The 22,479-nt window shown below is 70.5% G+C and carries 23 protein-coding genes; 10 read left to right on the forward strand and 13 right to left on the reverse strand.

All coding sequences use genetic code 11. The features are described from left to right. Nucleotides 1-42 precede the first annotated feature (42 nt). Nucleotides 43-402, forward strand: a complete 360-nt coding sequence (locus OHA25_RS40235; protein ID WP_327582146.1) for an MmcQ/YjbR family DNA-binding protein — start codon at nucleotides 43-45, stop codon at nucleotides 400-402. Nucleotides 403-423: 21 nt separating this feature from the next. Here the strand turns inward: OHA25_RS40235 and OHA25_RS40240 are convergent, their stop codons facing one another. From OHA25_RS40240 to OHA25_RS40295, 12 genes are all read right to left on the reverse strand, one after another. Then, the gene (locus OHA25_RS40240; protein WP_327582147.1) at nucleotides 424-1,293 is read right to left on the reverse strand and encodes a hypothetical protein; all 870 of its coding nucleotides are present in this window, start codon (nucleotides 1,291-1,293) and stop codon (nucleotides 424-426) included. A 69-nt stretch (nucleotides 1,294-1,362) separates the two neighbouring features. Next, nucleotides 1,363-1,947 (reverse strand): heparin lyase I family protein, encoded by a 585-nt coding sequence (locus OHA25_RS40245; RefSeq protein ID WP_327582148.1) that lies wholly within the window; start codon nucleotides 1,945-1,947, stop codon nucleotides 1,363-1,365. 41 nt (nucleotides 1,948-1,988) lie between these two features. Then, nucleotides 1,989-2,510 (reverse strand): RICIN domain-containing protein, encoded by a 522-nt coding sequence (locus OHA25_RS40250; protein ID WP_327582149.1) that lies wholly within the window; start codon nucleotides 2,508-2,510, stop codon nucleotides 1,989-1,991. An 86-nt stretch (nucleotides 2,511-2,596) separates the two neighbouring features. Next, nucleotides 2,597-3,493: a CPBP family intramembrane glutamic endopeptidase gene (locus OHA25_RS40255; RefSeq protein ID WP_327582150.1), complete on the reverse strand. Its 897-nt coding sequence runs from the start codon at nucleotides 3,491-3,493 to the stop codon at nucleotides 2,597-2,599. Continuing rightward, the gene (locus OHA25_RS40260; protein ID WP_327582151.1) at nucleotides 3,490-4,047 is read right to left on the reverse strand and encodes a PadR family transcriptional regulator; all 558 of its coding nucleotides are present in this window, start codon (nucleotides 4,045-4,047) and stop codon (nucleotides 3,490-3,492) included. The genes OHA25_RS40255 and OHA25_RS40260 overlap by 4 nt, the downstream gene beginning before the upstream one ends. Nucleotides 4,048-4,127: 80 nt before the next feature. Beyond that, nucleotides 4,128-4,958 (reverse strand): NAD-dependent epimerase/dehydratase family protein, encoded by an 831-nt coding sequence (locus tag OHA25_RS40265; RefSeq protein WP_327582152.1) that lies wholly within the window; start codon nucleotides 4,956-4,958, stop codon nucleotides 4,128-4,130. A 4-nt stretch (nucleotides 4,959-4,962) separates the two neighbouring features. Continuing rightward, the gene (locus tag OHA25_RS40270; RefSeq protein WP_327582153.1) at nucleotides 4,963-7,155 is read right to left on the reverse strand and encodes an FAD-dependent oxidoreductase; all 2,193 of its coding nucleotides are present in this window, start codon (nucleotides 7,153-7,155) and stop codon (nucleotides 4,963-4,965) included. After that, the gene (locus tag OHA25_RS40275) at nucleotides 7,152-9,392 is read right to left on the reverse strand and encodes a hypothetical protein (RefSeq protein WP_327582154.1); all 2,241 of its coding nucleotides are present in this window, start codon (nucleotides 9,390-9,392) and stop codon (nucleotides 7,152-7,154) included. The genes OHA25_RS40270 and OHA25_RS40275 overlap by 4 nt, the downstream gene beginning before the upstream one ends. A gap of 21 nt (nucleotides 9,393-9,413) precedes the next feature. After that, entirely contained in the window at nucleotides 9,414-10,265 is an 852-nt protein-coding gene (locus tag OHA25_RS40280; protein WP_327582155.1) for a carbohydrate ABC transporter permease, read from the reverse strand. Beyond that, the gene (locus tag OHA25_RS40285; RefSeq protein ID WP_327582156.1) at nucleotides 10,262-11,107 is read right to left on the reverse strand and encodes a carbohydrate ABC transporter permease; all 846 of its coding nucleotides are present in this window, start codon (nucleotides 11,105-11,107) and stop codon (nucleotides 10,262-10,264) included. Before OHA25_RS40285 ends, OHA25_RS40280 begins: the two co-directional genes overlap by 4 nt. Nucleotides 11,108-11,184: 77 nt before the next feature. After that, nucleotides 11,185-12,552: an ABC transporter substrate-binding protein gene (locus OHA25_RS40290; protein WP_327582157.1), complete on the reverse strand. Its 1,368-nt coding sequence runs from the start codon at nucleotides 12,550-12,552 to the stop codon at nucleotides 11,185-11,187. Nucleotides 12,553-12,648: 96 nt separating this feature from the next. Beyond that, nucleotides 12,649-13,620: a LacI family DNA-binding transcriptional regulator gene (locus OHA25_RS40295; RefSeq protein WP_327582158.1), complete on the reverse strand. Its 972-nt coding sequence runs from the start codon at nucleotides 13,618-13,620 to the stop codon at nucleotides 12,649-12,651. Nucleotides 13,621-13,790: 170 nt separating this feature from the next. Between OHA25_RS40295 and OHA25_RS40300 the strand changes: the two genes are divergently transcribed. After that, nucleotides 13,791-14,927 carry a mandelate racemase/muconate lactonizing enzyme family protein gene (locus tag OHA25_RS40300; RefSeq protein ID WP_327582159.1) on the forward strand — a complete coding sequence of 379 codons (1,137 nt, stop codon included), beginning with the start codon at nucleotides 13,791-13,793 and terminating at the stop codon, nucleotides 14,925-14,927. A 12-nt stretch (nucleotides 14,928-14,939) separates the two neighbouring features. Here OHA25_RS40300 and OHA25_RS40305 read toward each other — a convergent pair whose 3' ends face one another. Then, nucleotides 14,940-15,788 (reverse strand): hypothetical protein, encoded by an 849-nt coding sequence (locus OHA25_RS40305; RefSeq protein WP_327591112.1) that lies wholly within the window; start codon nucleotides 15,786-15,788, stop codon nucleotides 14,940-14,942. 108 nt (nucleotides 15,789-15,896) lie between these two features. Between OHA25_RS40305 and OHA25_RS40310 the strand changes: the two genes are divergently transcribed. The 8 genes from OHA25_RS40310 to ptsP are packed head-to-tail and all read left to right on the forward strand — an operon-like array spanning nucleotide 15,897 to nucleotide 22,446. Then, nucleotides 15,897-16,658 carry a DeoR/GlpR family DNA-binding transcription regulator gene (locus tag OHA25_RS40310; RefSeq protein ID WP_327582160.1) on the forward strand — a complete coding sequence of 254 codons (762 nt, stop codon included), beginning with the start codon at nucleotides 15,897-15,899 and terminating at the stop codon, nucleotides 16,656-16,658. Next, nucleotides 16,655-17,611 carry a 1-phosphofructokinase gene (pfkB, locus tag OHA25_RS40315; RefSeq protein WP_327582161.1) on the forward strand — a complete coding sequence of 319 codons (957 nt, stop codon included), beginning with the start codon at nucleotides 16,655-16,657 and terminating at the stop codon, nucleotides 17,609-17,611. Before OHA25_RS40310 ends, pfkB begins: the two co-directional genes overlap by 4 nt. A gap of 49 nt (nucleotides 17,612-17,660) precedes the next feature. Beyond that, complete coding sequence (gene mtlA / locus OHA25_RS40320) at nucleotides 17,661-18,761, forward strand: mannitol-specific PTS transporter subunit IIC (RefSeq protein WP_327582162.1); 1,101 nt, start codon at nucleotides 17,661-17,663, stop codon at nucleotides 18,759-18,761. A 3-nt stretch (nucleotides 18,762-18,764) separates the two neighbouring features. Further along, entirely contained in the window at nucleotides 18,765-19,064 is a 300-nt protein-coding gene (locus tag OHA25_RS40325) for a PTS lactose transporter subunit IIB (RefSeq protein WP_327582163.1), read from the forward strand. After that, entirely contained in the window at nucleotides 19,057-19,482 is a 426-nt protein-coding gene (locus OHA25_RS40330; RefSeq protein WP_327582164.1) for a PTS sugar transporter subunit IIA, read from the forward strand. The genes OHA25_RS40325 and OHA25_RS40330 overlap by 8 nt, the downstream gene beginning before the upstream one ends. Then, the gene (locus OHA25_RS40335; protein ID WP_327582165.1) at nucleotides 19,479-20,483 is read left to right on the forward strand and encodes a zinc-dependent dehydrogenase; all 1,005 of its coding nucleotides are present in this window, start codon (nucleotides 19,479-19,481) and stop codon (nucleotides 20,481-20,483) included. Before OHA25_RS40330 ends, OHA25_RS40335 begins: the two co-directional genes overlap by 4 nt. A gap of 12 nt (nucleotides 20,484-20,495) precedes the next feature. Next, the gene (locus OHA25_RS40340) at nucleotides 20,496-20,777 is read left to right on the forward strand and encodes an HPr family phosphocarrier protein (protein WP_327582166.1); all 282 of its coding nucleotides are present in this window, start codon (nucleotides 20,496-20,498) and stop codon (nucleotides 20,775-20,777) included. Continuing rightward, entirely contained in the window at nucleotides 20,770-22,446 is a 1,677-nt protein-coding gene (ptsP, locus tag OHA25_RS40345; protein WP_327582167.1) for a phosphoenolpyruvate--protein phosphotransferase, read from the forward strand. The genes OHA25_RS40340 and ptsP overlap by 8 nt, the downstream gene beginning before the upstream one ends. Nucleotides 22,447-22,479: the final 33 nt, after the last annotated feature.

Below are 22,479 nucleotides of genomic sequence, written 5' to 3' on the forward strand. Positions count from 1 at the left end.
GCCGACATTTCGGCCGCCGAGGGCAACCGGTAACGTGGCCGCGTGGTCACAGTCGACGATGTACGACAGTTCACGCGCACGCTTCCGCGCTCGTCGGAGCACCTCATCAGGGACCGGGTGAAGTTCCGCGTCGGCCAGATCGTCTACGTGGCATTCTCGCGGGACGAGACGCTCATGGGCTTCGGCTTCCCCAAGGAGGAGCGCGAGGCGCTGGTGGCGGCCGAGCCGGACAAGTTCCTCATGCCGAGGGAGTCGGATCTGCGCTTCAACTGGGTGGTGGTGCGCCTGGCCGCGCTCGACGTCGCGGAGATGCGTGAGCTGGTGCTGGAGGCATGGCGGATGTGCGTGCCGAAGAAAGTGCGTCTGGAGCAGCAACTGGCCGCCGAGCGCGCCCGCCCCTGAGCTCAGGCCCGGGCACCGGGCTCAGGCGAGCCGGTCGACGCCGAGCGCGCTGATCAGCAGGCGTTCCTTGCGGTTGCCGAGCAGGCGGGCCGTCCAATCGACGAACCCGCCGTCGCCGACCTCCAGCCCGTCGCCGTAGATCTTGTAACACAGGCCGGTGTAGTAACCCCGGCCACTCTCCCTGTCCGGGTCGGGTTTCGCGCCGAGCGGCGCGGCCACGCGCTCGAAGCGTTCGTCCAGGACCGTGACCCGCGCCTCGGGATCCGGGATCCCGCAGGCGCGTACGGCCTCGGAGAGGATGGCCAGGTGCTCGGCCGCGTGGCGCCGCTCGAACGCCAGGTCGCCGGTGTCCCGACCCGCCGTCACCAGCGCGAACAGGGTGAAGTGCGCGAAGAAGGCGGCGCCTTCGAAGCGCTGGGCGCGGGTGACGCGTTGCAGCGCGGCCAGCCGTACCGGCTCGGACCCTGAGGCGGCCCGGCGACGCACGGCCGCCTCCAGGGCGAGCGCGTTGGTGGGGTCGGCGGCGACCTCGGTGCTCCTGATGGTGGAGACGACCTTGTTCTGGTCCACCGGGCCGACCGCCGAGCAGGCGCCGAGCGGCGCCACCGGCGCGAGCGTGACCACCTCGACGTCATCGGGCAGCGCCGACAACACGGCGTCCTCCGCGTGCCGCAGCCTGCCGAACGGAATCGGGGCGGGGGCGACGAAGCGGTCCTGGCCGTAGCGGCGCAGCACGTCGGCCGGAGAGAGCGCCCGGGCGCGGCGGCGCATCACCTCCAGCAGCAGCGTGGTCAGGTCGGCGCCGGACAGGCGTTCGGACAGGACGTCCAGGATCTCGGGTCCGCCCGCCTGCCTGAGCACCCGGTCAAGTGCGCTCGCTCGCTCCGTCATCCCCCACCCCTATCACGGCGATTCCCGCCTACGCCCGGCATTTTCCGGCCGCCCGCATCATGGGCGGCGTCACCAGTTGGCCGGCTCCGCGAGCGCGTAGGAGGAGGCGATCCTGGCGTGATCGTGGTAGACCGACAGGACGCTCTGCCCGCTCGGCGTGCCCTCACGCCAGCCGGTGCAGTAGATGCCCGACGACCATCGGATGGTCTGCGACGTCTTGGGCAACACCGTGACCCCGGTACGGCTCCACGTCTTCTGGCCGTTGATCCAGACCTCGAAGGCGCCGTCGGTGGCGTGGAACTTGAGGCGGGTGACGATCCTGATCCACGTCCCCCGCAGATTCGTGATCTTGCCGAGGGTGGCGGAGAAGCCGCCGGAGCCGCCGATTCTGATCTCGTCGTTCTGGACGAACATCAGCTCCCACGGGCCCTCGGGGTCCTCGGGCGACCACTGCTGGAAAGTGACGTTCTGGTTGTGGAACTGCCAGGTCGGCGGCAGGTAGATGGCCTGGCCGTAGTAACGGTCCTGGCCCACGGCCTGGGTCCGGTGCTGGACGGTCTCGGAGTGGTATCCGCCGCCCTCGTTGACGTAGGTCTGCCTGGCCTCGATGGCGGTGGTCCCCTTGAACACAGGGCTGGTGACCGTGCGCAGCACGCCCTGCTTCTGCGGCTTCTGCGGGAAGCTGTTCCAGCCGGTCAGGGTCCCGGGTCCTGGAAGTACACGCCGGCGGGGAGATCGGCCAGGGGCCGGGCCCACTTCTGGTTCGCCCCGGTCGTGCAGGTCTGGATCTTCACCTCGGTGCCGTTGGGGCTGACGCCGCCGCCGGTGACGTCCAGGCACAGGCCCGATTGGTGGCCGGTGATGGTCCCGTTGGCGTTGAGGGTCCATTTCTGGTTGGTGGCCCCCGTGCAGTTCCAGGTCTGCACGGTGGCGCCGGGCGCGGTGCTTCGGCCCTGGACGTCGAGGCACTTGACGTCACTGCCGCTGTAGACGCGCAGTTCCTGAGCGTCGGTGTAGGTCCATTCCTGGTTGATCTTGCGGTTGCAGTCCCACACGATCACCTTGGCGCCGGGTTCGGTGCTGACGCTCTGGACGGTGAGGCAGCGCAGGGACGCCTGGCCGACCAGTGTCACGGGCGGGTCGGCCGCGGCGGCGGGGACCGCGGGCGCCAGCGCGGCAAGCAGTCCTAAGACGACGATGATGACTCGTCCGGTCATGTGATCCTCTTTCTCGGAGGGTTCTTGGTCGGCGAGTATCACAGCCCTTCAACTCTCAGTAAAGTTTCTTTAGGATTCTTTCAGGATCATTCGGCGATGCGACGACGGTAGAGAACGAGGCCGAGACCGCCGAAGATCACCATTGAGGTGATCGCGTGGGGCGCGATCCCGAACCAGGCGTCCGCGTGACCCTCGAGGCGCAGGTGGCCGTGGAGCAGGAGGGGCGTCGAGAGCGCGTTGCTCACCGTGTGCAGGGCCACGCCGGGCCAGATGGAGCCGGTACGCAGCCGCAGCTCGCCGTACAGGACGGCCAGCGCCACGATGCCGACGAGGAACCACGGCAGGAACCACGGCCAGGGCAGACTCGTGGTCGCGTCGAAGTCCGCGGGCCGCATCCACACCAGGTAGAGCGGCAGGTGCCATAGTCCCCACAACAGGCCGACGAGCGCGTGCGGTGCGAGTCCGGGCAGGCCGAGGGCCATGGCGGTGCGGGTGGCGTACCCGCGGAAAATGAATTCCTCCAGCACGTTCTTGATCAGGAGGAAGCCGAGCGCGGCGACGATCGCCTCGGCCAGAGCCGGCTTCCCGGGCGAGGGGGCGAGGGAGAACGTCGCGGCGCCGGTCGCGGTCGCGATCGCCACGCAGAGGGCGGCCGCCATGGGGAACAGCGCGAGAGCGAAGGCGAACCAGCGCACGCGCCCGGGGAACCGTAACGTCAGGCCCAGCGGCCCGGCCCCGTCCTTGCTGAGGAAGTGGAGGGCGAGGGCGGTCAGCGCGGGGGCCAGCAACCACAGGCCCTGTCCTGCCGTGCTGCCGCTCGTGGAGGTCGTGTCGGCGGTGCCGGACAACTGGCCGGTGGCCCGGTCCCAGGCGGCGAACAGCCAGCCGCCGCCCACGACGACGATGGCGAAGATCGCGAAGTTGACGCGAGCGCGCAGGCGCGAGGGGCCTGTAACCGATCGGGCCTGGATGACGGCGGTCACTGGGGGTCTCCGTTCCCGGGAAGAGTGCCGAGCACCGCCAGGGCCTCCTCGGCCCAGGCGACGGCCGCCTCGGCGCCGTGCCGGCCGGCCGAGATCGTCATGAGCGTGTAGGGCAGGTGCGGGGAGTCGCGGTCCTCATCGGCGACCGTGCGCGTCAGGGCGTCGTATTCGGCCAGCCGCCGTTCGGCGTCGGCCTTGGCATCCTGGAGCAGTTCGCGGCAGCGGCGCACGCCGAGGTGCCGGCCGAAGAACAGGCGCAGCAGGAGCCCGTTGCGCGGCGGCGCCGCCTTGATGGGCTCGTTCAGCAGGTCACGCAGGCGGGCCAGGCCGGAATCGGTGATCTGGAAGATCGACGATCCGGCGCGCGGGCCCTCCTGGCGCCGGACGTGCCCGTCCTGTTCCAGGGCGTTGAGCGTGGGGTAGATCTGGCCGAAACTCTCGCTCCAGAAATGGCCGAGCACTTCCCTGATGGCCTCGCGCAGGGCGTACGCCGTCATCGGCTGCATGCTCAGCGCACCCAGGACCGCCATTTCCGTCTGATCTCGTCGCGCCATCGACCACTCCCTTCTATCTGATAGATATATCTAACAGAGAGAGCGGTGATGAGGCAAGCACGAGGAGAGCCCCGCCTGCGTCACACGCGGAATTCCGCGCTGAAGCCGAGAACGGTCGTGGCCTTGGCCAGGTTCAGGGGGACCGTGCGGCCGGGGAGGGGGCGGCGGATCTCGGTCGTGGGGTGGAACCGGCGGAGCAGATCCTCGGTGGGGTGGGAGACCAGGGTTTCCGGGGCGGCCACGGTGATGACATGGAAGCCGTCCGGCTCGAGGGCGAGCAGGCACGCCCGGGCCGCGTCCCGCGTTTCGAGGTAGGCCCACAGACCGGCCGCGTGCAGGCCGGGATCCAGCTCGCACCTGCCCGCGAAGTCGCGCAGGCGCTCGTCGAAGCCGCCGACGTACGGCAGGCGCAGGGCGACCACCGACATGCCGTAGCGCCGCGCCATCATCTGGGCGGTCAGCTCGTCGGCCTGCTTGGACAGCGCGTAAGGATCCTCCGGCCGGGACGGCTGCTCCTCGTCCACCGGTACGTACGGCGGGTGGAGGGTGCGCGCGGCGAACGGCAGACCCGAGATCGCCGTGCTGCTGGCCGTGCACACGCGCTTGATCCCCGCCTGGCCGGCCTGTTCCAGCACGGTGTAGGTGGCCTGCGTGTTGGTGGCGAAGACCTCCTCGGCCGGATGGCGTTCGGGCGTGGGGATCGCCGCGAGATGGATGACCGCGTCAGCTTCTTCAAGGGCTGCCCGTACGGCATGCGGGTCCGTCGCGGTGCCCTCGACGACCAGCTCGGCCTTCAGGTCCGCGGGGTCCTCCAGCACGAGGACGTTGGCCGCGACCCCCCGCTGATCCAGCAGGTCGAGGACGGCCCGGCCGATACGGCCGGCGGCCCCGGTGACCAGGACACGTCTCATGCGTCTACTCATATACGCGCACCGCCACGACATGGGCGAACGGCGTGCCGTTGCTGGTGTCCACCACGATCCTCAGCGCGTCGGTGGTGACCGGCTCCACGTCGTGGACGTTGCGGCGGCGCCGGTTGGCGCGTACCTCGGACACCGCCCGCCAGCCCCCGTCCTGCCGCACCTCCAGCCGGTAGTCGCGGACCAGCGTCGGCATGACCTCGAACGGCGTGCGGTGGTGGTGCAGGTTGATCAGGTCCTCGTTCACGTCGTCGTCGGCCAGGACGTCGACGCGGCCGATCGTCACCGGCGACGGCCAGGACAGCTCGAGGGTGGCGGGGAGGGTGTCCGACACCCACATGTGAGGTCCCGCGTGCGGACGCTGGAAGCCGTCGAGCGCCCTGGACGGTGCGAAGGCCTCTGTCGGGCCGCTCCGGAAGCAGAACGTCCGGCGCAGCAGACCCGCGTCGGACCACTCCCGCAGCAGTTGGGGCGCCTCGTCCCGGGGGCGCAGCGGTACCCGGGTCAGGCAGAGCACGCCGGGGGTGGGCCGGTCGGCGACATGGAGGGCGACGTCGGGGTTCGCGTGGATCAGCAGGAACGCGTTCTGGGCCCGGCCCGGCTGAAAGGACAGGTCCACGCGGACCCACTGGTTCTTGCCCGGCGCCACCGGGACGGCATGCGTGGCGATCAGCTCCCGCGGCACGTAGTTCTGGCCCAGCACCGGATCGTAGAGATCCACGACCAGTTCGGTCCCGGCGGCCGCGTCGAGCAGGAACTCCACCGCGTCCAGGGCCGGGTCGACGGGCAGGATCAACCCGGCGTCCGCCTCCAGCGGCCAGGGCTCGTCGGAGGTCTCCACCTCGAACCGGGACAACGTGCTCGACGCGGAGGCGGTGGCCGTACGAGAGAGGTCCGAGGGATCCTCGTACGGCAGGCCGATGATCGAACCGTCCTCCCGCAAGAGGGTCGTCTGCAGGTCGCGCACGTCGAGCTCCCGAGGCGGGACACCGCCGGCCACGCAGAGCGCGGCCGCCGTGCCGGCCGCCTGGCCGATCGTGGCGCAGGTGGCCATCACCCTGGTCGAGCCGAACGCCACGTGCGACGCCGAGATGTTCCGCCCCGCCATGAGCAGGTTGGGCACGTTCTGCGAGTAGATGGACCGGTAAGGGAGGTGATAGATCCCGTCGGCAAAGCGCTGCTTGGCGCCGTCCTCCTTCGCGTACATGCCCTGCGGCGGGTGCAGGTCGATCGACCACCCGCCGAAGGCGATCCGGTCCTCGAAGGGCGTCTGGGCCAGCACGTCGTGCTGGGTGAGCACGTAGTCGCCGAGGAGGCGGCGGTATTCCCGCTTGCCGGGCAGCGACCCCACCCACTCCAGGGTCATCGTGTCGGCGTCGAACCTTCCGGAGTTCTTGATGTAGTCCCAGATGCCGTAGATGACCGACCACAGCTCGTCGCGGATGCGGTCGTTGTCGTGCACGCTGTCCAGCTCGCCGCCGAACTCGATCCACCAGTAGGCGCAGCCGTTGTCGCCCGCCCTGATGATGCGCCGCTCGGGGATCGAGGTCCCGGTGATGTCCTTGGCGAAGCTCGGCGGGACGTAACGCACCGGCTCGCCGGCGTCCTTGGTGTAGAAGAGCAGCGTGCTGCCGAGCGTGATGTCGTCGGGCGTCTCGGGTGCCCACGGCTCGCCGTACTCCGCACGCCCCTCACGGCCTATCCGGTGGCGGGCACCGGCGAGGTGGCCGACCAGCCCGTCGCCGGTGCAGTCCAGGAAGATCGGCGACTCGAAGGTGATCAGTCGTTCTGAGCCCATCATCCAGCCGGTCACGGAGCTGATCTGCCCGTCCGGGCACGACACCTCCCGGACGTCGGTGTTGAGGTAGAGCGCGATGTTCGGCTCCTGCCGCACGAGGTCGAGGACGGTCGTGTCCCAGAAATAGGGGTTGCCGTGCGGGTTGCGGTACTGGTTCTCCAGGAAGAGCTCGCCCATGATGCCGCCCTCGCGGGCGTTGTGGTTCTTGCCGTGCCCGGTCGCGCCGACCACCCAGACCCGCACCTCGCTGCTGGAGTTGCCGCCCAGCACGGGCCTGTTGGTGATCAGGGCGACCGTACGGCCCAGCCGGGCCGCGGCGACGGCGGCGTTGACGCCGGCCAGACCGCCGCCGACCACGGTCACGTCATGGGAGACGGATTCCGATCTCATAGCTCCAGCCCGTAGTAGAGGCGCGGGGCCCCGTCCAGGGTGATCTTGGCGCGGCGCCCGGCGGCGGTGATCGTGCGTTCCTGGCCGATGCAGTCGATCTCCCGGACGGTAGGCCCGCAGGTCTTCAGCGTCACGGGGGTCTTGGTGGGCCAGTGGTCCTCCCAGGCTTCGGGATGCGGGTACCACTGCCCCTCGCCGTGGTCGGCGTTGAGGATGTAGCCGTCCTTACGGCTCCACAGGACGGCCAGCTTGCCGCGCGGAGTGTCGAACAGCAGGCCCTTCAGGTCGGGGTCGGGGAAGGAGACCCAGCGTTTGAAGGTGGCGCCCTCCAGGTGGCGGGTGGCCGTGGCGAAGGCGAGCAGGGTGGGTTTGGCGCTGGTGTCGCGGTTCAGCAGCCCGTGGTGGTATTCGACGTTGTTCGGGTCCGCCTCCTGCGGGTGATGGATGGTGCTGTCGTGCGGCTGGTACCAGTTGACCCCGTCCACCCCTTCCGACAGGCAGAGGGCGAGCTGCAGGAGCGTGTTCTCGGCCGCCTGCCGGATCGTGTCGTTCCACCAGGCGTTGGGCCGGGTGCAGGCGTAGGCCTCGGTCAGCCACAGCTCCTTGTCCCCGCCGTACTCCTCCAGCGTCTGCCTGGCCTTGCGCAACGAGCCGAGGAAGTTCCAGTACGTGCCGTTGGAGCCCTGCTCCCACTCCTCCGGCGGCGGCGCGTAGTCGGCGGTGAAGTTGCCGCGTCCCGGGTGGAAGGCGAAGACGTCGATCAGGCCCCAGCCGCCTGCCGCGTGGAAGTTCGCGGTCCAGCGGTAGTCCATGCCGCCGAGGCCACAGTTCATCAGCTTGATGCCGGAGTCCTTGAGCCGGTCGTGGATCGGCTTCAGGCCGTCGCGCACGTACTCGGCGGCCTTCTGGCCCGACATCCAGGGCTGGTTCAGCTCGTTGGCCACCTCGAAGTAGGCCGCGCCGGACTCGCGGGCGATCCTGGCGCGGTCGTCCGCCCAGGCGGCGATCTGCTCCGCCGTGCCGTTATAGATCACCCCGCCGAGCTGGATGTTGTGCCCGATGCCCAGGGCGTCGAGTTCGGCGGGCGGGATGCCCGGCGCGCCGTCGTAGGCGATGCGCACCCACTTGACGCCGATCTTCTGCATCAGCCGGCCGACCTGCTCCTTGTCCGGGACGAGCAGCCAGGTGTAGTTGGAGATGCCGAAGATGCCCTCGCGCTTGTAGGTGTGCGGTTTCAGCGTGGCCAGGTTGGTGCGCGCGAACGCCTCCTCGCCGCCGGAGGTGGCCTTGACCTCGACGAACACGACGCCCTGCGAGACCCCTGGCACGGTGAGCGCCTCGGTCCAGGCGCCGCTGGGCGCCACGGTCCGCTCGAGGCGGCCGCCGCCGAGCAGGGCGCCGTTGAAGTCGCGGGCCCACCAGGTGAGCGTCACCGGCTTGGGCGTGGCGCCGCCGTTGACCACCTGGGCGTTGACGGCCATGGCGGCGCCCGGCTCGTAGAGGCCGAAGGGCTGGTCGCTCCAGACGTCCACGCCGATGGGCGCGGCCGTCGCCACCGCGTTCGCGGCGGCGGGCCGCAGGTCGCCCAAGACCAGCTCGACCTGGGTCGCCCCGTCCCCGCCGGCGGGCGCGTGGATCCAGGTGGCGTTGGTGAAGGCCGGCCGGGAGCTCTGCAGCCGGAAGTAGGCGCGGGTGTCCGCCCAGGTCTCCTGATAGAGCGAGCCGGCGTTGACCTCGTACGGCACGCCGCCACGCGCGTCCTTGGTCCAGGCGGTGGCGGGCACGTATTTCTCCGGCGCGGTGGTGCCGATCAGCGCGCGGGAGAACATGTAGCCGGTGGGGGTCAGCGTGGTGCTGCCGCTCACCTCCCATCTCAGGCTCGCCCGGCGGGCCGCCACGGTGAACGTGCCGCGCACGGTCACCGCCGAGGCGCCTGCCGACATCTTGTAGGCCACCTGGAGAGCGGGGCGCCCGTCCACGGTGGTCAGGCTCGGCGTGCCGCCGAACGTGCGCTGCTGCCCGAGCACACTGTCCTTGATCATGAAGTGGCCGATCCTGAGGCGATCGGCTCCCGACGCGTCGCGGACCACGATGGAGCCGTCGGCTTCGGCGACGAGCGTGATGCCGTCGGCCGAGATCGACAGGCCGTCCGCCTGGGCGGGGGTGGCGGTGAGCGCGGTAGCCGCGCCCGTCAGCGCGGCGGCCTGGAGGAGGGCGCGGCGGGAGACTTCAGGCATGGGGGGTTCTGCCTTTCGTGATTAGCCTTTGACGCCGGTGAAGCCGAGCCCGGCGACGACGTACTTCTGGAAGACCAGGAACAGCAGGACCGGCGGGGCCAGTGCCATCGCCATGCTGGCGATCAGGACGTCCTGCGGCGCCTGGTCGGCCAGCGTGGCCAGGGCCACGCTGATGGGCTGCTTGTCCGGGTCGGTGATGGCCACGAGCGGCCAGATGAAGTCCTTCCAGCTGTGCATGATGGCGATCAGGCTGATGACGGCCAGGATCGGGCGGCTCATCGGCAGCACGATCCTGGTCAGGAGCTGCCAGGAGTTGGCGCCGTCGACCTTGGCGGCGGCGAAGAGCTCCGGCGGCAGTGCGTCGAAGAAGCGTTTGGCCAGCAGCACGTTGAAGGCGCTGGCTCCCGCGGGCAGCCAGATCGACCAGTAGGAGTCGACGAGGCCCAGGTCGATGATGGTCAGGAAGAGGCTGGTCATCGAGACGGTGTAGGGGACGAACATTGTGGCCAGGATCGCGCCGTAGATGAGCTTGCCGAGCGCGGGTCTCAGGACCGACAGGGAGTAGCCGGCGGTGATCGCGACGATGAGCTGGACGGCCCACGAGCCGCCGACGACCTGGACCGTGTTGAGCAGGTAGTGGCCGATGCCCAGGTCGTTCCAGGCCGTGCCGAAGTTCTCCGGCCGGGGGTCGCCGGGCCACAGCTCGAGCGGCTTGGCGATCAGGTCGGTGGCCGGGGAGACCGCGCCCTTGACGGTCATGTAGAGCGGGCCGATGCCGATCACCAGGAGCAAGGCCAGGGTGAGCCATTGGATCGTGCGCACGGCCGCTCTGACCGCCGGGCGGCGCTCCTCGACGTGGGAGATCAGGCTCATGAGGAACTCCAGCCGCGGGTGGCCCGCAGATAGATCGCGGACATCAGGCCGAGGAAGATCGCCAGGAGGAAGGCGAGCGCGGCGGCCTGGCCGTAGGCGCCGTCACGGAAGGCGTACCTGAAGATCAGCAGGAGGATCGTGAGAGTGCTGTCCTCCGGGCCGCCGCCGGTGAACACGAAGGGCTCGGTGAACACCTGGGTGGTGCTGACCAGCTGGAGAAGCAGCAGCAGGCCGATCGTGGGGCGGAGCTGAGGCAGGGTGATGTGCCACAGCCGGCGCGCGATCGACGCGCCGTCCATCTGCGCCGCCTCGTAGAGTTCGGCGGGGATGGTGACCAGGGCGGCGAGGTAGATGAGGACCGTGCTGCCCATCCAGGCCCAGGTGGACTGGATGACCAGGCTGAGCATCGCGGTCCTGGGCGACTCCAGCCACGGGAACGGGCCCACGCCCACCAGACCCAGCAGTTCGTTGAACAGGCCGTGCCCCGGGTCGTAGAACCACTTCCACAGCAGGATCGCCACCACCGGCGGGATCACCACCGGCAGGTAGACGAGGAACCGGTAGACCCCTGCGCCCTTGCGCACGGTCGACATGACCGTGGCCAGGATCAGCGGCGCCGGGAACCCGATGAGCAGGCCGAGCCCGACGAACAGCAGAGTGTTGGCGATGGCCGTAAAGAGCAGCGGATCCCGGGCGAGCGCGGTGAAGTTGTCCAGCCCCACCCACGTGGCCGGGTCGACCAGGTTCGTCTCCTGGAAGGAGATCAGCAGTCCCCGGATCATCGGCCAGTAGGAGAACACGCCGAAGGCGACGAAGGCCGGGACGAGGAAGAGGAACGCCATGACGGAGCTCCCCCGCCTCTTGGCAGGGGCCCCGACGGTCACCGCCGGCCGGCGGCGGACGAGGTGCGGGGCGACGGTCACTGCCGGCTCGCGGCCAGCTTGGCGTTCACGTCCGCTTCGGCCTTGGTGAGCAGGGCGCTGACGTCGGCGTCCCGGTCGGTCAGCACGGCCTGCACCACACTGTCGAGCACCGCGTAGACGGCCTGGGCCTGCACCGGCGGTTCGGCGCGGAGCTGCAGCTTGGGGGTCCCTTCGATCCATGGCCGGAAGTGCTCGAGCTTGACGTTCACGTACGGCTTGACGGCTGCGTCGATCTCGGCCTGCCGGGCCTCGTTGAACATCGGCAGCGTCGGCACGCCCACGGCGGCGTTCGGGTCGGCCGCCAGCGCCTTGGCCCGCTCAGCAGCGGCGCCGGTGTCGTACTGCGGCTGGGCGTAGGCGAACAGCAGCCACTTCACGGCCGCGGCCGTCTTCTGGGCGGAGGCCGACTTGGGCACCATGTAGACGTCGCCGCCGGTCAGCGTGGCGTTCCCGCCCGCCTGCGGAAGCGGCCCGATGCCGAACGCGTCGGTGTTACGCATGCCATAGGTCATCTTGGCCAGCCGGTACGTGCCGGGAGTGCCCATGTACATCCCGATCTCACCGGCGGCGAACCGCTTGATCACGTCGTTCTGGTCGTTGAGCTGGTTGTCGCCCATGGAGTCGTCGGTCCAGCGCATCTCCTTGAGCAGGGTCAGCGCCTGCTTGGCCGGATCGGCATTGAAGGCCGCCACCCACTTGTCGCCGTCCTGCTTCTCCATCTCTCCGCCGAAGGTGTAGGTCAGCTTCGTGAGCTGCCAGCCGCCCTGGTTGTTCTTGGACTCGTGCACGAACCCGCTCTTGCCGGTCCTCTCCGCGATCAGCTTGGCGTGGGCCCGCACCTCCTCCCAGGTCACCGGCGGCTTGCCGGGATCGAGGCCGGCCTTCTCGAACAGCTCCCGGTTGTAGACGAGCCCCATCGCGAAGGGAGACTGGGGCACGCCGTACACCTCGCCGGCCGAGTCGCTCAGCGGCCGCAACACCTGCGGGTTGAACTCCTTGTAGTGCGGCCACTTGCCCAGCTCCGCGGTCAGCGGCCTGACCTGCTTGCGGGCGATCAGCCCCTGCGGCTCGGTGAGCGGCACCTTGATCACGTCTTCGACCTTGCCGCCGGCCAGCTTGGCGGAGAACGTCAGCGGGTCGAAGGCGGCCGAGGAGCCTTCGACGGCGATGCCGGGGTTCTGCTTCTCGAAGTCGGCGACCATCTTCTCGAACGCGGCCAGCCCCGGCTTGTCGGTCGCCGGCGGCATGCCCTGGACCCTGAGGGTGATCGTGCCGGACTCCTCCCCCGAGCCGGAGGACGATCCGCACGCGGCGACGGCCGTGGCCAGGGCGGCGACGCTCAGGCAGGCGGTGATCTTCTTCATCTGAACTCCCGCATTCAGGTCATAGCAGGAAAAATGGTGTTAAAGACGGCATGACGGATGACGGTACGGCGTGCCGTACCGGGGTCGGACCGTTCGTCAGCGGCGGACAGGCCCGGTCGAGGATCTGGGGATGAGCCGGGAGCCGATCTCCACGACGCGCCCGCCGCCCCGCCCGCCGATGGTGTCGAGCAGGAGGTCGGCGGCCTGGGTGGCGAGGTCTTCGGCCGAGATGCGGATGGTGGTCAGCGACGGGGTCGAGGTCTCGGCGAGCAGCGTGTCGTCTATGCCGATCACGCTGACGTCGCGCGGGACGGCGATGCCGAGCTTGGCGAGCTGGTGCTGCACGCCGAGCGCGACCAGGTCGTTGTGGGCGAGCACCGCGGTCGCACCGGAGGAGGCGACCAAGGTGGCGGCGTGCACACCGGTTTCGAAGCGCGGCTCGTAGGGGCCGAGCTCGGTGAGGGACAGGTCGTGTGCCTCGAACGCCTCTCTTATCGACTTGCCGCGGCTGAGCTCGGGCCGGGAACCGTTGATGAAGACGCACCCGGTGTGGCCGTAGGCCTTCAGATGCTCGGCCGCCTGGGAGATGCCGGCGGTCAGGGAGATGTGGATCTCCGGAATGCCGGGCACGTGCCGGTTCACCAGGACCACCGGCATGGTCTCCGCCAGCTCGGCGAGCCTGCTCTCGGTGAGGGTGGAGGCCCACAGGATCATGCCGTCGACCCGCTTGGAGACCGCGGTGATGGTCTCCAGCTCGTCGGACTCCCGCTCGTCGGTGTCGGCGGCCAGCACGGTGTAGCCGAGCCGGCGGGCCCGGGCCTGCATCGCCTTGAAGATGGGCGGGAAGAACGGGTTGGCGATGTCCGGGATGATCAGCCCGAGAGACTCGGTCTTCCCGCCGCGCAGCGAGCGGGCCGCCGGGTTGGGCGCATAGCCCAGCTTCGCGGCCGCGTCCCGGATGCGCTGCAGGGTCTGCGGCTGCACCTGGTCGGGGGCGGTGAACGCGCGGGAGACGGTCGAGACCGACACCCCGGACGCCTGCGCCACCTGCCGGATCGTCACTGCCACGCTGTCCTCCTGGTCATCGATAGGGAGGATGGTTGCAAACGTTCCCGGAAGCGTCAAGAGGGTTTCTTACCAGTCACCAACGCGTTAAATCCTCCTCTGGCTGCCGCGAACGGGATGATGCATGATGGAATCTCTGAGAATCCCGGTAACGTTCTCATTGGAGATCGCCTGTGAAGATCACTGGTTGGGAAGTGCTCACCCTGCCCGAGCACGGCGACAGCATGATGCTGGTCGTCGTCGACACCGACGAAGGCGTGCACGGCATCGGCGAAGTGGGCATCCGCTCGCGGCAGAAGGCGGTCTCGGGGGCGATCGAGCACCTCGGGGAGCTGCTGCTGGGCGAGGATCCCACCAGGATCGAGCATCTGTGGCAGGTGATGTTCCGCCGGGGCTTCTTCCCCGGCGATCGCCTCCTGTCGTCCGCGATCGCCGCCATCGACGTGGCGTTGTGGGACATTCGCGGGAAGACGCTCGGTGTGCCGGTCTACGACCTGTTCGGGGGGCGGGTGCGCGATCACGTCCCTGCCTATGCACACCTGGGCGACGACTACCACGACCTCGACGCGTTCCTGGACAGGGCCCGGGCGCTCGTCGCGGAAGGCTGGCGGCACCTGCGTTTCGCCGTGCCCCATGACAGCGACGGCACCCTGGACCAGCGGGCTTCGATGCGCTGGGGGATCGAGCTTTTCCACGCCGTACGGCAGGCCGTGGGCGATGACGTGGAGCTGATCCTCGACGTGCACACGCGGCTCGACCTGCCCGAGGCCGTGACGTTGTGCCGCGAGCTCGAGCCGGCCAGGCCGTACTTCGTGGAGGACCCGCTGCGGTGCGAGGGCCTGGAGGTGTATCGGTCGTTGAGATCGCGCACGGCGGTGCCGCTGGCGGCAGGCGAGCAGTTCGGGTCGAAATGGGAGTTCCAGCGGCTCATCGAGCAGGACCTCATCGACTACGCCAGGGTGGACGTCGCCGTGGCGGCCGGGCTCACCGAGGCCAGGAAGATCGCCGCCATGTGCGAGACGCACTACGTCAAGCTGGCCACCCACAACCCGCTCGGCCCGGTGACGGCGGCCTCATCGCTGCACCTGAACCTGGCCTCGCCGTACATCGGAGTGCAGGAGCACCAAGCCCTGCCCGAGCTGCCGGACGTGTTCACCGCCCGACCGGTGGTCCGGGGAGGACGCTTCGAGGTTCCCGACCTGCCCGGCCTCGGCGTCGACATCGACCGAGCCGAAGCCCGGAAATATCAGGCCATCGCCGCTGAACGACCCCACCTGCGCACCCGCGACGGCGCCTTCACCAACTGGTGAGCAGGCACGCGGCTACGAGATGCTGCGGTAGAGGTCCCTAGTCATGGCGGTGATGCGCTTGACGGAGGCGCTCCACGTGCTGCCCGCCGGGTGTGTCGTGAGCACCGCCATGACGTACCGCTCCCCCTTGCCCACCAGGCCGGTCGTGTACAGCACGGGACGGCCGTAGTCGGGCACGCCCGAGCCGAAGGCCCGCTGGGCGATCCACGAGACGGGCGCGCTGACCGCCCTGGCGTCACACCTGATCGGCGGCGTGCTGCCGAACCCCGACCAGCCCTGCTTGACCGCCCACGGCCGGGGCAGCGCGTCCGGGATGCCGAAGGTCTGGTCGAAGCCATCGGTGCCGCACGGCGTGGACCGGCGCAGGTGACCCAGGATCGTGTCCCTGACCCGGGCGTCGGCGGTGTCCAGCAGGTAACGGTACGTCCGGACGATGTCGTACGCGCTCAGCGAGCTGTAACCCCAGAAGCCGGGCCTGGACGCGGGCGGCGGCGCCGTGTCGGCCAGCCTCAGCTTGCGGGCCATCCGCACGATGATCTGCCCCTTGCCGCCCCGTTCCCAGAACGCCGAGGCCGCGTCGTCGTCGCTGGACCGCAACATGACCTTCAGCAGCCTGCCGTCGGCGGCGGGCACGGTCTTGCGCCGCTCCAGGTAGTCGATCGCGATGAGGATCTTGACGACGGACGCCGAGCGGTAGGCGCGGTGCGCGTTGCGGGTGGCCACGATCTTGCCTGCCTGCCGGTCGAACACCACCCAGGCCGCCGTGGTCCCGGCCGGAACGCGCGGTGGGGCGGTCGCGGCGGCCTGAGCGGGCGTGGCGAGGGCGGCGACGACGAGGGGCACTGCGGCCCAGGGCTTCATACGCACGCGCCTATAAGTACCAGATTCTCCTGTCCAACTCTTGACCTGCCAACAGAACCGGGTATAAACACAGATGAAACCAACACGAAACGGCGGTGAATCAACATCATGTACGCGGAGGAGCGGCAGCAGGAGATCCTGCGGAGAGCGCGTGCCACAGGCCGCGTCGACGTGGTGACGCTGGCCGCCGATCTCGACGTGACCACCGAGACGATCCGCCGCGACCTGACGTCGCTGGAGCGGGCGGGTGTGCTGCGCCGGGTGCACGGCGGCGCGATCCCCGTGGAGCGGCTGGGCTTCGAGCCCGCGCTGGCCGCCCGCGACGAGCTGATGACGGCCGAGAAGGAGCGCATCGCCAAGGCGGCGCTGGCCGAGCTGCCCGAGGACGGATCGGTCATCATCGACGCGGGCACCACGACGGGCCGGCTGGTCCAGGTGCTGCCCGCCGACCGCGAGCTCACCGTCGTGGTGAACTCGCCACCGCTGGCCACGGTCCTGGCCGCCCGCCCCAACCTGCACGTGATCATGCTGGGCGGGCGGCTGCGCGGCAAGACGCTCGCCACGGTCGACGACTGGGCGCTGCGCCCGCTCGCGCACCTCAACGTGGACGTCGCGTTCATCGGCACCAACGGCTGCTCGCCGGCCCGGGGACTGACCACGCCGGACCCGGCCGAGGCGGCGATCAAGCGGGCCATGGTCAAGGCCGCGCAGCGCAGTGTGCTCCTGGCCGACCACACGAAGTTCTCCAACACCTACCTGGCCACGTTCGCCGAGCTGAGCGAGATCGACGTGGTGATCAGCGACACCGGGCTGGACGTCACGCTCGCCGCCGACGTGGCGGCGGCGGGGCCGGAGGTGATCAGGGCGTGATCCTCACCCTGACGCTCAACCCCAGCCTGGACCGCACGATCGAGATCGGCGCGCTGGACCGGGGAGCGGTCATCCGCGCCGCCGCCGCCCACCTGGATCCGGGCGGCAAGGGCGTGAACGTCTCGCGCGCTCTGCTGGCCAACCGGGTCGCCTCGCGCGCGGTGGTGCCGTTCGGCGGGGACGAGGGCAGGCAGCTCGTCCGTCTCCTCGCCGCCCAGGGGCTCGACATGGTCACCGTCCCGGTGGCCGGCCCGACCCGGTCGAACGTCACGCTCGCCGAGCCCGACGGCACCACCACCAAGATCAACGAGCCGGGGACGGCCCTGTCGCCCGGCGAGCTGGACACGATCGCGGAGGCGGTGCTGGCCGCCGCGCACGAGGCGGACTGGGTGGTCGCCTCCGGCAGCCTGCCCCCTGAGGTGCCCGCCGACGTCTACGCCCGGTTGTGCCTCAGGTTCGCCGAGGCGGGCATCCTTGTGGCGGTCGACACCAGCGGGCCCGCCCTGTCGTGCGCGCTCGGCGCGGCGCCGGCCCTGGTCAAGCCGAACGTGGAGGAGCTCGCCGCGGCCACCGGCATGCCCATCCGCTGCCTCGGCGACGTGGTGAAGGCCGCGGGCAAGCTGCGGGCCGCGGGCGCGCACACGGTACTGGCCAGCCTGGGCGCCGACGGCGCGGTGCTGGTCGAGGAGTCCGGCATCTGGTACGGCGAGGCGCCGGTGACCGAGCCCCGCAGCTCCGTCGGCGCGGGCGACGCCATGCTGGCCGGATTCTTAGCGGACGGCGGCCACGGGCCTGACGCGCTGGCGCGGGCCCTGGCCTGGGGCGCCGCCGCGGTGCGCCTGCCCGGAAGCCGCATGCCGGGACCCGCCGACATCGACCTCGGCGCCGTCACCGTCCACCAGCCCGACCCGGCCCGCCTCCTTACCTCGACCCCGCCCGCTCCTCCCCTCTAGCCGGCAAAGCCGCTGATTCTCTGCACAACCCCCCGAAGGAGCTAGTCCCATGGCCGACACTTACACACCTCCGGTCACCGGAACCGGCGTCAAGGCCACCATCCAGCGCATCGGCGGCCACCTGGCCGGCATGATCATGCCGAACATCGGCGCGTTCATCGCCTGGGGCCTGATCACCGCGCTGTTCATCCCGACCGGCTGGCTGCCGAACGAGGACCTCGCCAAGATGGTCGGCCCGATCATCTCCACCCTGCTGCCGGTCCTCATCGCCTACACCGGCGGCCGGATGGTGCACGGGCAGCGCGGTGCGGTCGTCGGCGCGGTGGCGGTGATGGGCGTCGTGGTCGGCACCGAGGCCCCGATGTTCCTGGGCGCCATGATCATCGGCCCGCTCACCGCCCTGATCCTGAAATATGTGGACAAGTTCACCGAAGCGCGGACCAGGGCCGGGTTCGAGATGCTGGTGGACAACTTCTCCGCCGGCATCGTGGGCGGCGCGATGGCGATCGTCGGATTCCTCGGCATCGGGCCCATCGTGCAGGCGGTCACCACGGCCGCGGGCAACGCCGTGGAGTGGCTGATCACCAACAACCTGCTGCCTGTGGCGTCCGTGCTCATCGAGCCGGCCAAGGTGCTGTTCCTGAACAACGCCATCAACCACGGCGTGCTCAGCCCCCTGGGTGTCGCGCAGGCGGCCGAGCAGGGCAAGTCGATCCTGTTCATGCTGGAGTCGAACCCGGGTCCCGGTCTTGGGCTGCTGCTGGCGTACCTGCTGTTCGGGCCGCGCGAGCTGCGGCCGAGCACGCCCGCCGCGATGATCATCCACTTCTTCGGCGGCATCCACGAGATCTACTTCCCGTACGTTCTCATGAAGCCGCGCCTCATCGCGGCCGTCATCGCGGGCGGCGCGGCCGGGGTGTTCACGTTCATGATCACCGGAGCCGGCCTGGTCGCCACCCCGTCGCCGGGCAGCATCTTCGCCTACCTGGCGGTCACGCCGAAGGGCGGCTGGCTGGGCTCGAGCCTCGGGATCCTCGTGGCCACCGCCGTGTCGTTCGCCGTCGCCGCCCTCCTGCTCGGCTTCGGCAGGGGCGAGAAGGCCGCCGATGAGGAAGTTTCCAGCACCGAACCCGCCACCAAGGAGGCCTGAGCCATGGACGCCAAGGACATCCGAAAGATCATCGTCGCCTGCGACGCCGGGATGGGCAGCAGCGTGATGCTCGCCTCCACGCTGCGCAAACAGCTCAAGGACAGCGGCGTCACCGTGGAGCACACGCCGGTCAACTCCATCCCCGACGACGCCGACGTGGTGCTGTGCCACGCCGGGCTGGCCGCCCGCGCCAGGGCCGCCGCGCCGGGGAAGCTGCTGGTGCCGTTCCAGATCTTCCTCGGCGACCCGGCCGTGACCAGGCTGGTCAACACCATCAAGAACGGCGGCACCGTCGATGCGTGACGACCTGCTCGACCCGCGCGCGGTGCGGCTGCACGAGAGCGCCGCCGACCGCGACGCGGCCATCCGCCTCTGCGGCCGGCTACTGGTCGAGGTGGGGGCGGTCGCGGAGCCGTACGTCGAGGCGATGCTCGAACGGGAGCGGTCGATCTCCACCTACGTCGGCGAGGGCGTCGCCATCCCGCACGGGACGGACGCGTCCAAGGAGGACATCAAGCGGGACGCCATCTGCGTCGTGCGTTTCCCCGGCGGCGTGGACTGGGACGGCGAGCAGGTCACGCTCTGCGTCGGCATCGCCGCCAGGGAGGGCGGCCACGTGCCGCTGCTGGCGGCGCTGGCCGAGATCCTGCTCGACCCCGACCGCGCCCGGGCCCTCCGCGAGGCGACCGAGGTTTCACAGGTGATGAAGGAGCTCGTATGAAAGTCGCCAGATTCCACGCCCCGGGCGACATCAGGATCGAGGACGCGCCCGAGCCCGTGGCCGGGCCGGGCGAGCTGAAGATCCGGGTACGCAACTGCTCGACCTGCGGCACGGACGCCAAGATCTTCAAGTTCGGGCACCACCACATCAGGCCGCCACGGGTGATGGGGCACGAGATCGCCGGCGAGGTCGTGGACACCGGCGCCCGGGTGCAGGTGATCGCCGCCATCCCGTGCGGCACGTGCGCCGAGTGCCTGCGCGGCCGCCAGACGGTCTGCCCGAACCAGGAGTCGATGGGCTACCACTACGACGGCGGCTTCGCCGAGTACATGATCATCCCAGCGAAGGTGCTCGCCGTCGACGGCGTCAACGCCATCCCCGACGGCGTCGGCTTCGCCGAGGCGTCGGTCGCCGAGCCCCTGGCCTGCGTGCTGAACGGGCAGGAGCTGGCGGGCGTCGGCGCGGGCGACGACGTGGTGGTGATGGGCGCGGGCCCGATCGGCTGCCTGCACGTCCGGCTGGCCCGGGCACGCGGCGCCGCCCGCGTGTTCCTCGTGGACGTCAACGCGCAGCGCCTGGCCATGGCCGCCGAACTGGTGAGCCCGGACGCCGCCATCGACGCCGACCCCGTCGAGCAGGTGCTGAAGCTGACCGGCGGGCGCGGCGCCGACGTGGTGATCACGGCGGCGGCGTCGGGGGCGGCGCAGGAGCAGGCGGTGCGGATGGCGGCCAGGCAGGGCCGGATCAGCTTCTTCGGCGGCCTGCCCAAGGACGACCCGATCATCGCACTGGACTCCAACCTGGTGCATTACCGCGAGCTGACGATCGTCGGCGCGAACGGCTCCAGCCCCGCCCACAACGCCTCGGCGCTGCGCCTGGTGGCCGAGGGGGCCGTCGTGGTCTCCGACCTGATCACCCACCGGCTGCCGCTCCCCCAGGTGCTCGACGGGATCGACCTCGTCAGCCGGGGCGCGGCCATCAAGGTCACGATCGAACCGTAAGGAGACGCTCTGATGGCACATCGAACGGTCGCCGTGGCCTCGGCCAGCGGCCTGCACGCCCGGCCCGCCAAGCTCTTCGTCCAGGAGGCGGTGCGGCTCGGGGTGCCCGTGACGGTGCGGCTCGGCGAGAAGGCCGTGCCGGCCAAGAGCATGCTGGGAGTGTTGTCGCTGGGGGCCGTCCAGGGGACGGAGGTGACGCTGGAGGCGGACGGGCCGGGGGCCGAGGAGGCGCTGGACGCGCTGGCGTCGCTGCTCTCGCGCGACCTGGACGCGGAAGAGGCCCTCGATGCCTGACACCCCGCTCCGGCCCGGCGTCGCGGAGCCTCAACCAGGAACCCGTGCCGGCGGCTCCCGTCCTGACAGCGGCCCCTGGACGGGGGCCGGCGGGCGGCTCACCGGACTCGGCGTCAGCCAGGGCCGGGCGGCGGGCCCGGTGATCCGGATGGCCGGGCCGCCGCGGCTGCCCGCCCCCCATCCGGTCGCCGACCCCGGCGCCGAGGCGGCCACCGTCGTCAAAGCCCTGGGGGCGGTGGCCGCCGACCTCGCCCAGCGGGCCACCGGCGCGCAGGGGGAGGCCGCCGAGATCCTCGAGGCACTCGCCATGATCGCCGACGACCCGATGCTGCGTGAGGAGGCCGAGGGAAAGGCACGCAGCGGCCTGGACGCGGCCCACGCCCTGGACGCGGCCTTCACCCATCACCGGGACGCCCTCGCCGCGCTGGGCGGCTACCTGGCCGAGCGGGCCGCCGACCTGGACGACCTCAAGCATCGCGCGGTGGCGTTCGCGCTCGGCCTGCCCATGCCGGGGCTTCCCTCCCCCGGCCACCCGTACGTGCTGGTGGCCGCGGACCTCTCCCCCGCCGACACCGCCGGCCTGGGCGACGACGTGCTGGCACTGGTCACCGAGCGGGGCGGGCCGACCAGCCACACCGCGATCCTGGCCCGCGGCCGGGGCCTGCCCGCGGTGGTGGCCTGCCCGGAGATCGCCGGCGTCCCCGACGGCACCATCGTCGGCGTCGACGGCACGACCGGCGAGATCGCCCTCGGCCTGTCCGCCGCGGAGGCGGTCGAGGTCGGGGAGCGCGACCGCGCCGAGAAGGCCAGACTGGCGGCGAGCCACGGCCCCGGCAGGACCGCCGACGGCCACCCCGTCAAGCTTTTACTCAACGTCGGCTCGGCCGCGGACCTGCGCCCGGGCGCGGAGGGCGTCGGGCTGTTCCGCACGGAGTTCCTGTTCCTGGACCGCAGGCAGGCGCCCTCGTTCGAGGAGCAGGTCGCGGCCTACACCGAGGTGTTCACGCAGGCCGAGACGGTCATCGTCCGCACGCTGGACGCCGGCACCGACAAGCCGCTGCCCTTCCTGGGGCTGCCCGGGGAGCCGAACCCCGCCTTGGGCGTGCGCGGCCTGCGGGTGGACCGGATGCTCCCGGACGTGCTGGACACGCAGCTCGACGCGATCGCCGAAGCGGCCAGGGCCGCGGGCGCGCAGGCGTGGGTGATGGCGCCCATGGTCACCACGATGGGCGAGGCGTCCGGCTTCGCCCGTCGTGCCCGTGCCAAGGGCATTGCCAGGGTCGGGGTGATGGTGGAGGTGCCGGCGGCGGCGCTACGGGCCCGGCGGTTGCTGCAGGAGGTGGACTTCCTCAGCATCGGCACCAATGATCTGGCCCAGTACACCTTCGCCGCCGATCGCCAGCACTCCTCCCTGGCCGATCTCCTCGACCCCCGTCAACCGGCCCTCTTGGAGCTGATCGCGAGGTGCGCGGAGGCGGGGCGGGAGGCGGGCAAGCCGGTCGGCGTGTGCGGGGAGGCGGCCGGCGACCCACTGCTCGCACCCCTCCTGGTGGGGCTGGGGGTGACGAGCCTGTCCATGGCACCGGTGTGCGTTCCCGCGGTCCGGGAGGCCTTGGCGGCCCTCACCCTGCAGGAGTGCCGGGAACGCGCCCGTGCGGCCCTCGACTAGGTGCGCGCGCCGGCCGCTCCTCCTGCGAGGAGC

It is taken from the genome of Nonomuraea sp. NBC_00507 (assembly GCF_036013525.1).
GTDB lineage: Bacteria > Actinomycetota > Actinomycetes > Streptosporangiales > Streptosporangiaceae > Nonomuraea.

What these genes read in the sequence shown, in the direction of transcription:
- OHA25_RS40290 (WP_327582157.1), bottom strand. Translation starts at nt 12,552, where the DNA reads ATGAAGAAGATCACCGCCTGCCTGAGCGTCGCCGCCCTGGCCACGGCC.
- OHA25_RS40335 (WP_327582165.1), top strand. Translation starts at nt 19,479, where the DNA reads ATGAAAGTCGCCAGATTCCACGCCCCGGGCGACATCAGGATCGAGGAC.
- OHA25_RS40260 (WP_327582151.1), bottom strand. Translation starts at nt 4,047, where the DNA reads ATGGCGCGACGAGATCAGACGGAAATGGCGGTCCTGGGTGCGCTGAGC.
- OHA25_RS40310 (WP_327582160.1), top strand. Translation starts at nt 15,897, where the DNA reads ATGTACGCGGAGGAGCGGCAGCAGGAGATCCTGCGGAGAGCGCGTGCC.
- OHA25_RS40340 (WP_327582166.1), top strand. Translation starts at nt 20,496, where the DNA reads ATGGCACATCGAACGGTCGCCGTGGCCTCGGCCAGCGGCCTGCACGCC.
- OHA25_RS40250 (WP_327582149.1), bottom strand. Translation starts at nt 2,510, where the DNA reads ATGACCGGACGAGTCATCATCGTCGTCTTAGGACTGCTTGCCGCGCTG.
- OHA25_RS40240 (WP_327582147.1), bottom strand. Translation starts at nt 1,293, where the DNA reads ATGACGGAGCGAGCGAGCGCACTTGACCGGGTGCTCAGGCAGGCGGGC.
- mtlA (WP_327582162.1), top strand. Translation starts at nt 17,661, where the DNA reads ATGGCCGACACTTACACACCTCCGGTCACCGGAACCGGCGTCAAGGCC.
- OHA25_RS40330 (WP_327582164.1), top strand. Translation starts at nt 19,057, where the DNA reads ATGCGTGACGACCTGCTCGACCCGCGCGCGGTGCGGCTGCACGAGAGC.
- OHA25_RS40280 (WP_327582155.1), bottom strand. Translation starts at nt 10,265, where the DNA reads ATGAGCCTGATCTCCCACGTCGAGGAGCGCCGCCCGGCGGTCAGAGCG.
- OHA25_RS40270 (WP_327582153.1), bottom strand. Translation starts at nt 7,155, where the DNA reads ATGAGATCGGAATCCGTCTCCCATGACGTGACCGTGGTCGGCGGCGGT.
- OHA25_RS40275 (WP_327582154.1), bottom strand. Translation starts at nt 9,392, where the DNA reads ATGCCTGAAGTCTCCCGCCGCGCCCTCCTCCAGGCCGCCGCGCTGACG.
- ptsP (WP_327582167.1), top strand. Translation starts at nt 20,770, where the DNA reads ATGCCTGACACCCCGCTCCGGCCCGGCGTCGCGGAGCCTCAACCAGGA.
- OHA25_RS40285 (WP_327582156.1), bottom strand. Translation starts at nt 11,107, where the DNA reads ATGGCGTTCCTCTTCCTCGTCCCGGCCTTCGTCGCCTTCGGCGTGTTC.
- OHA25_RS40265 (WP_327582152.1), bottom strand. Translation starts at nt 4,958, where the DNA reads ATGAGACGTGTCCTGGTCACCGGGGCCGCCGGCCGTATCGGCCGGGCC.
- OHA25_RS40325 (WP_327582163.1), top strand. Translation starts at nt 18,765, where the DNA reads ATGGACGCCAAGGACATCCGAAAGATCATCGTCGCCTGCGACGCCGGG.
- OHA25_RS40305 (WP_327591112.1), bottom strand. Translation starts at nt 15,788, where the DNA reads ATGAAGCCCTGGGCCGCAGTGCCCCTCGTCGTCGCCGCCCTCGCCACG.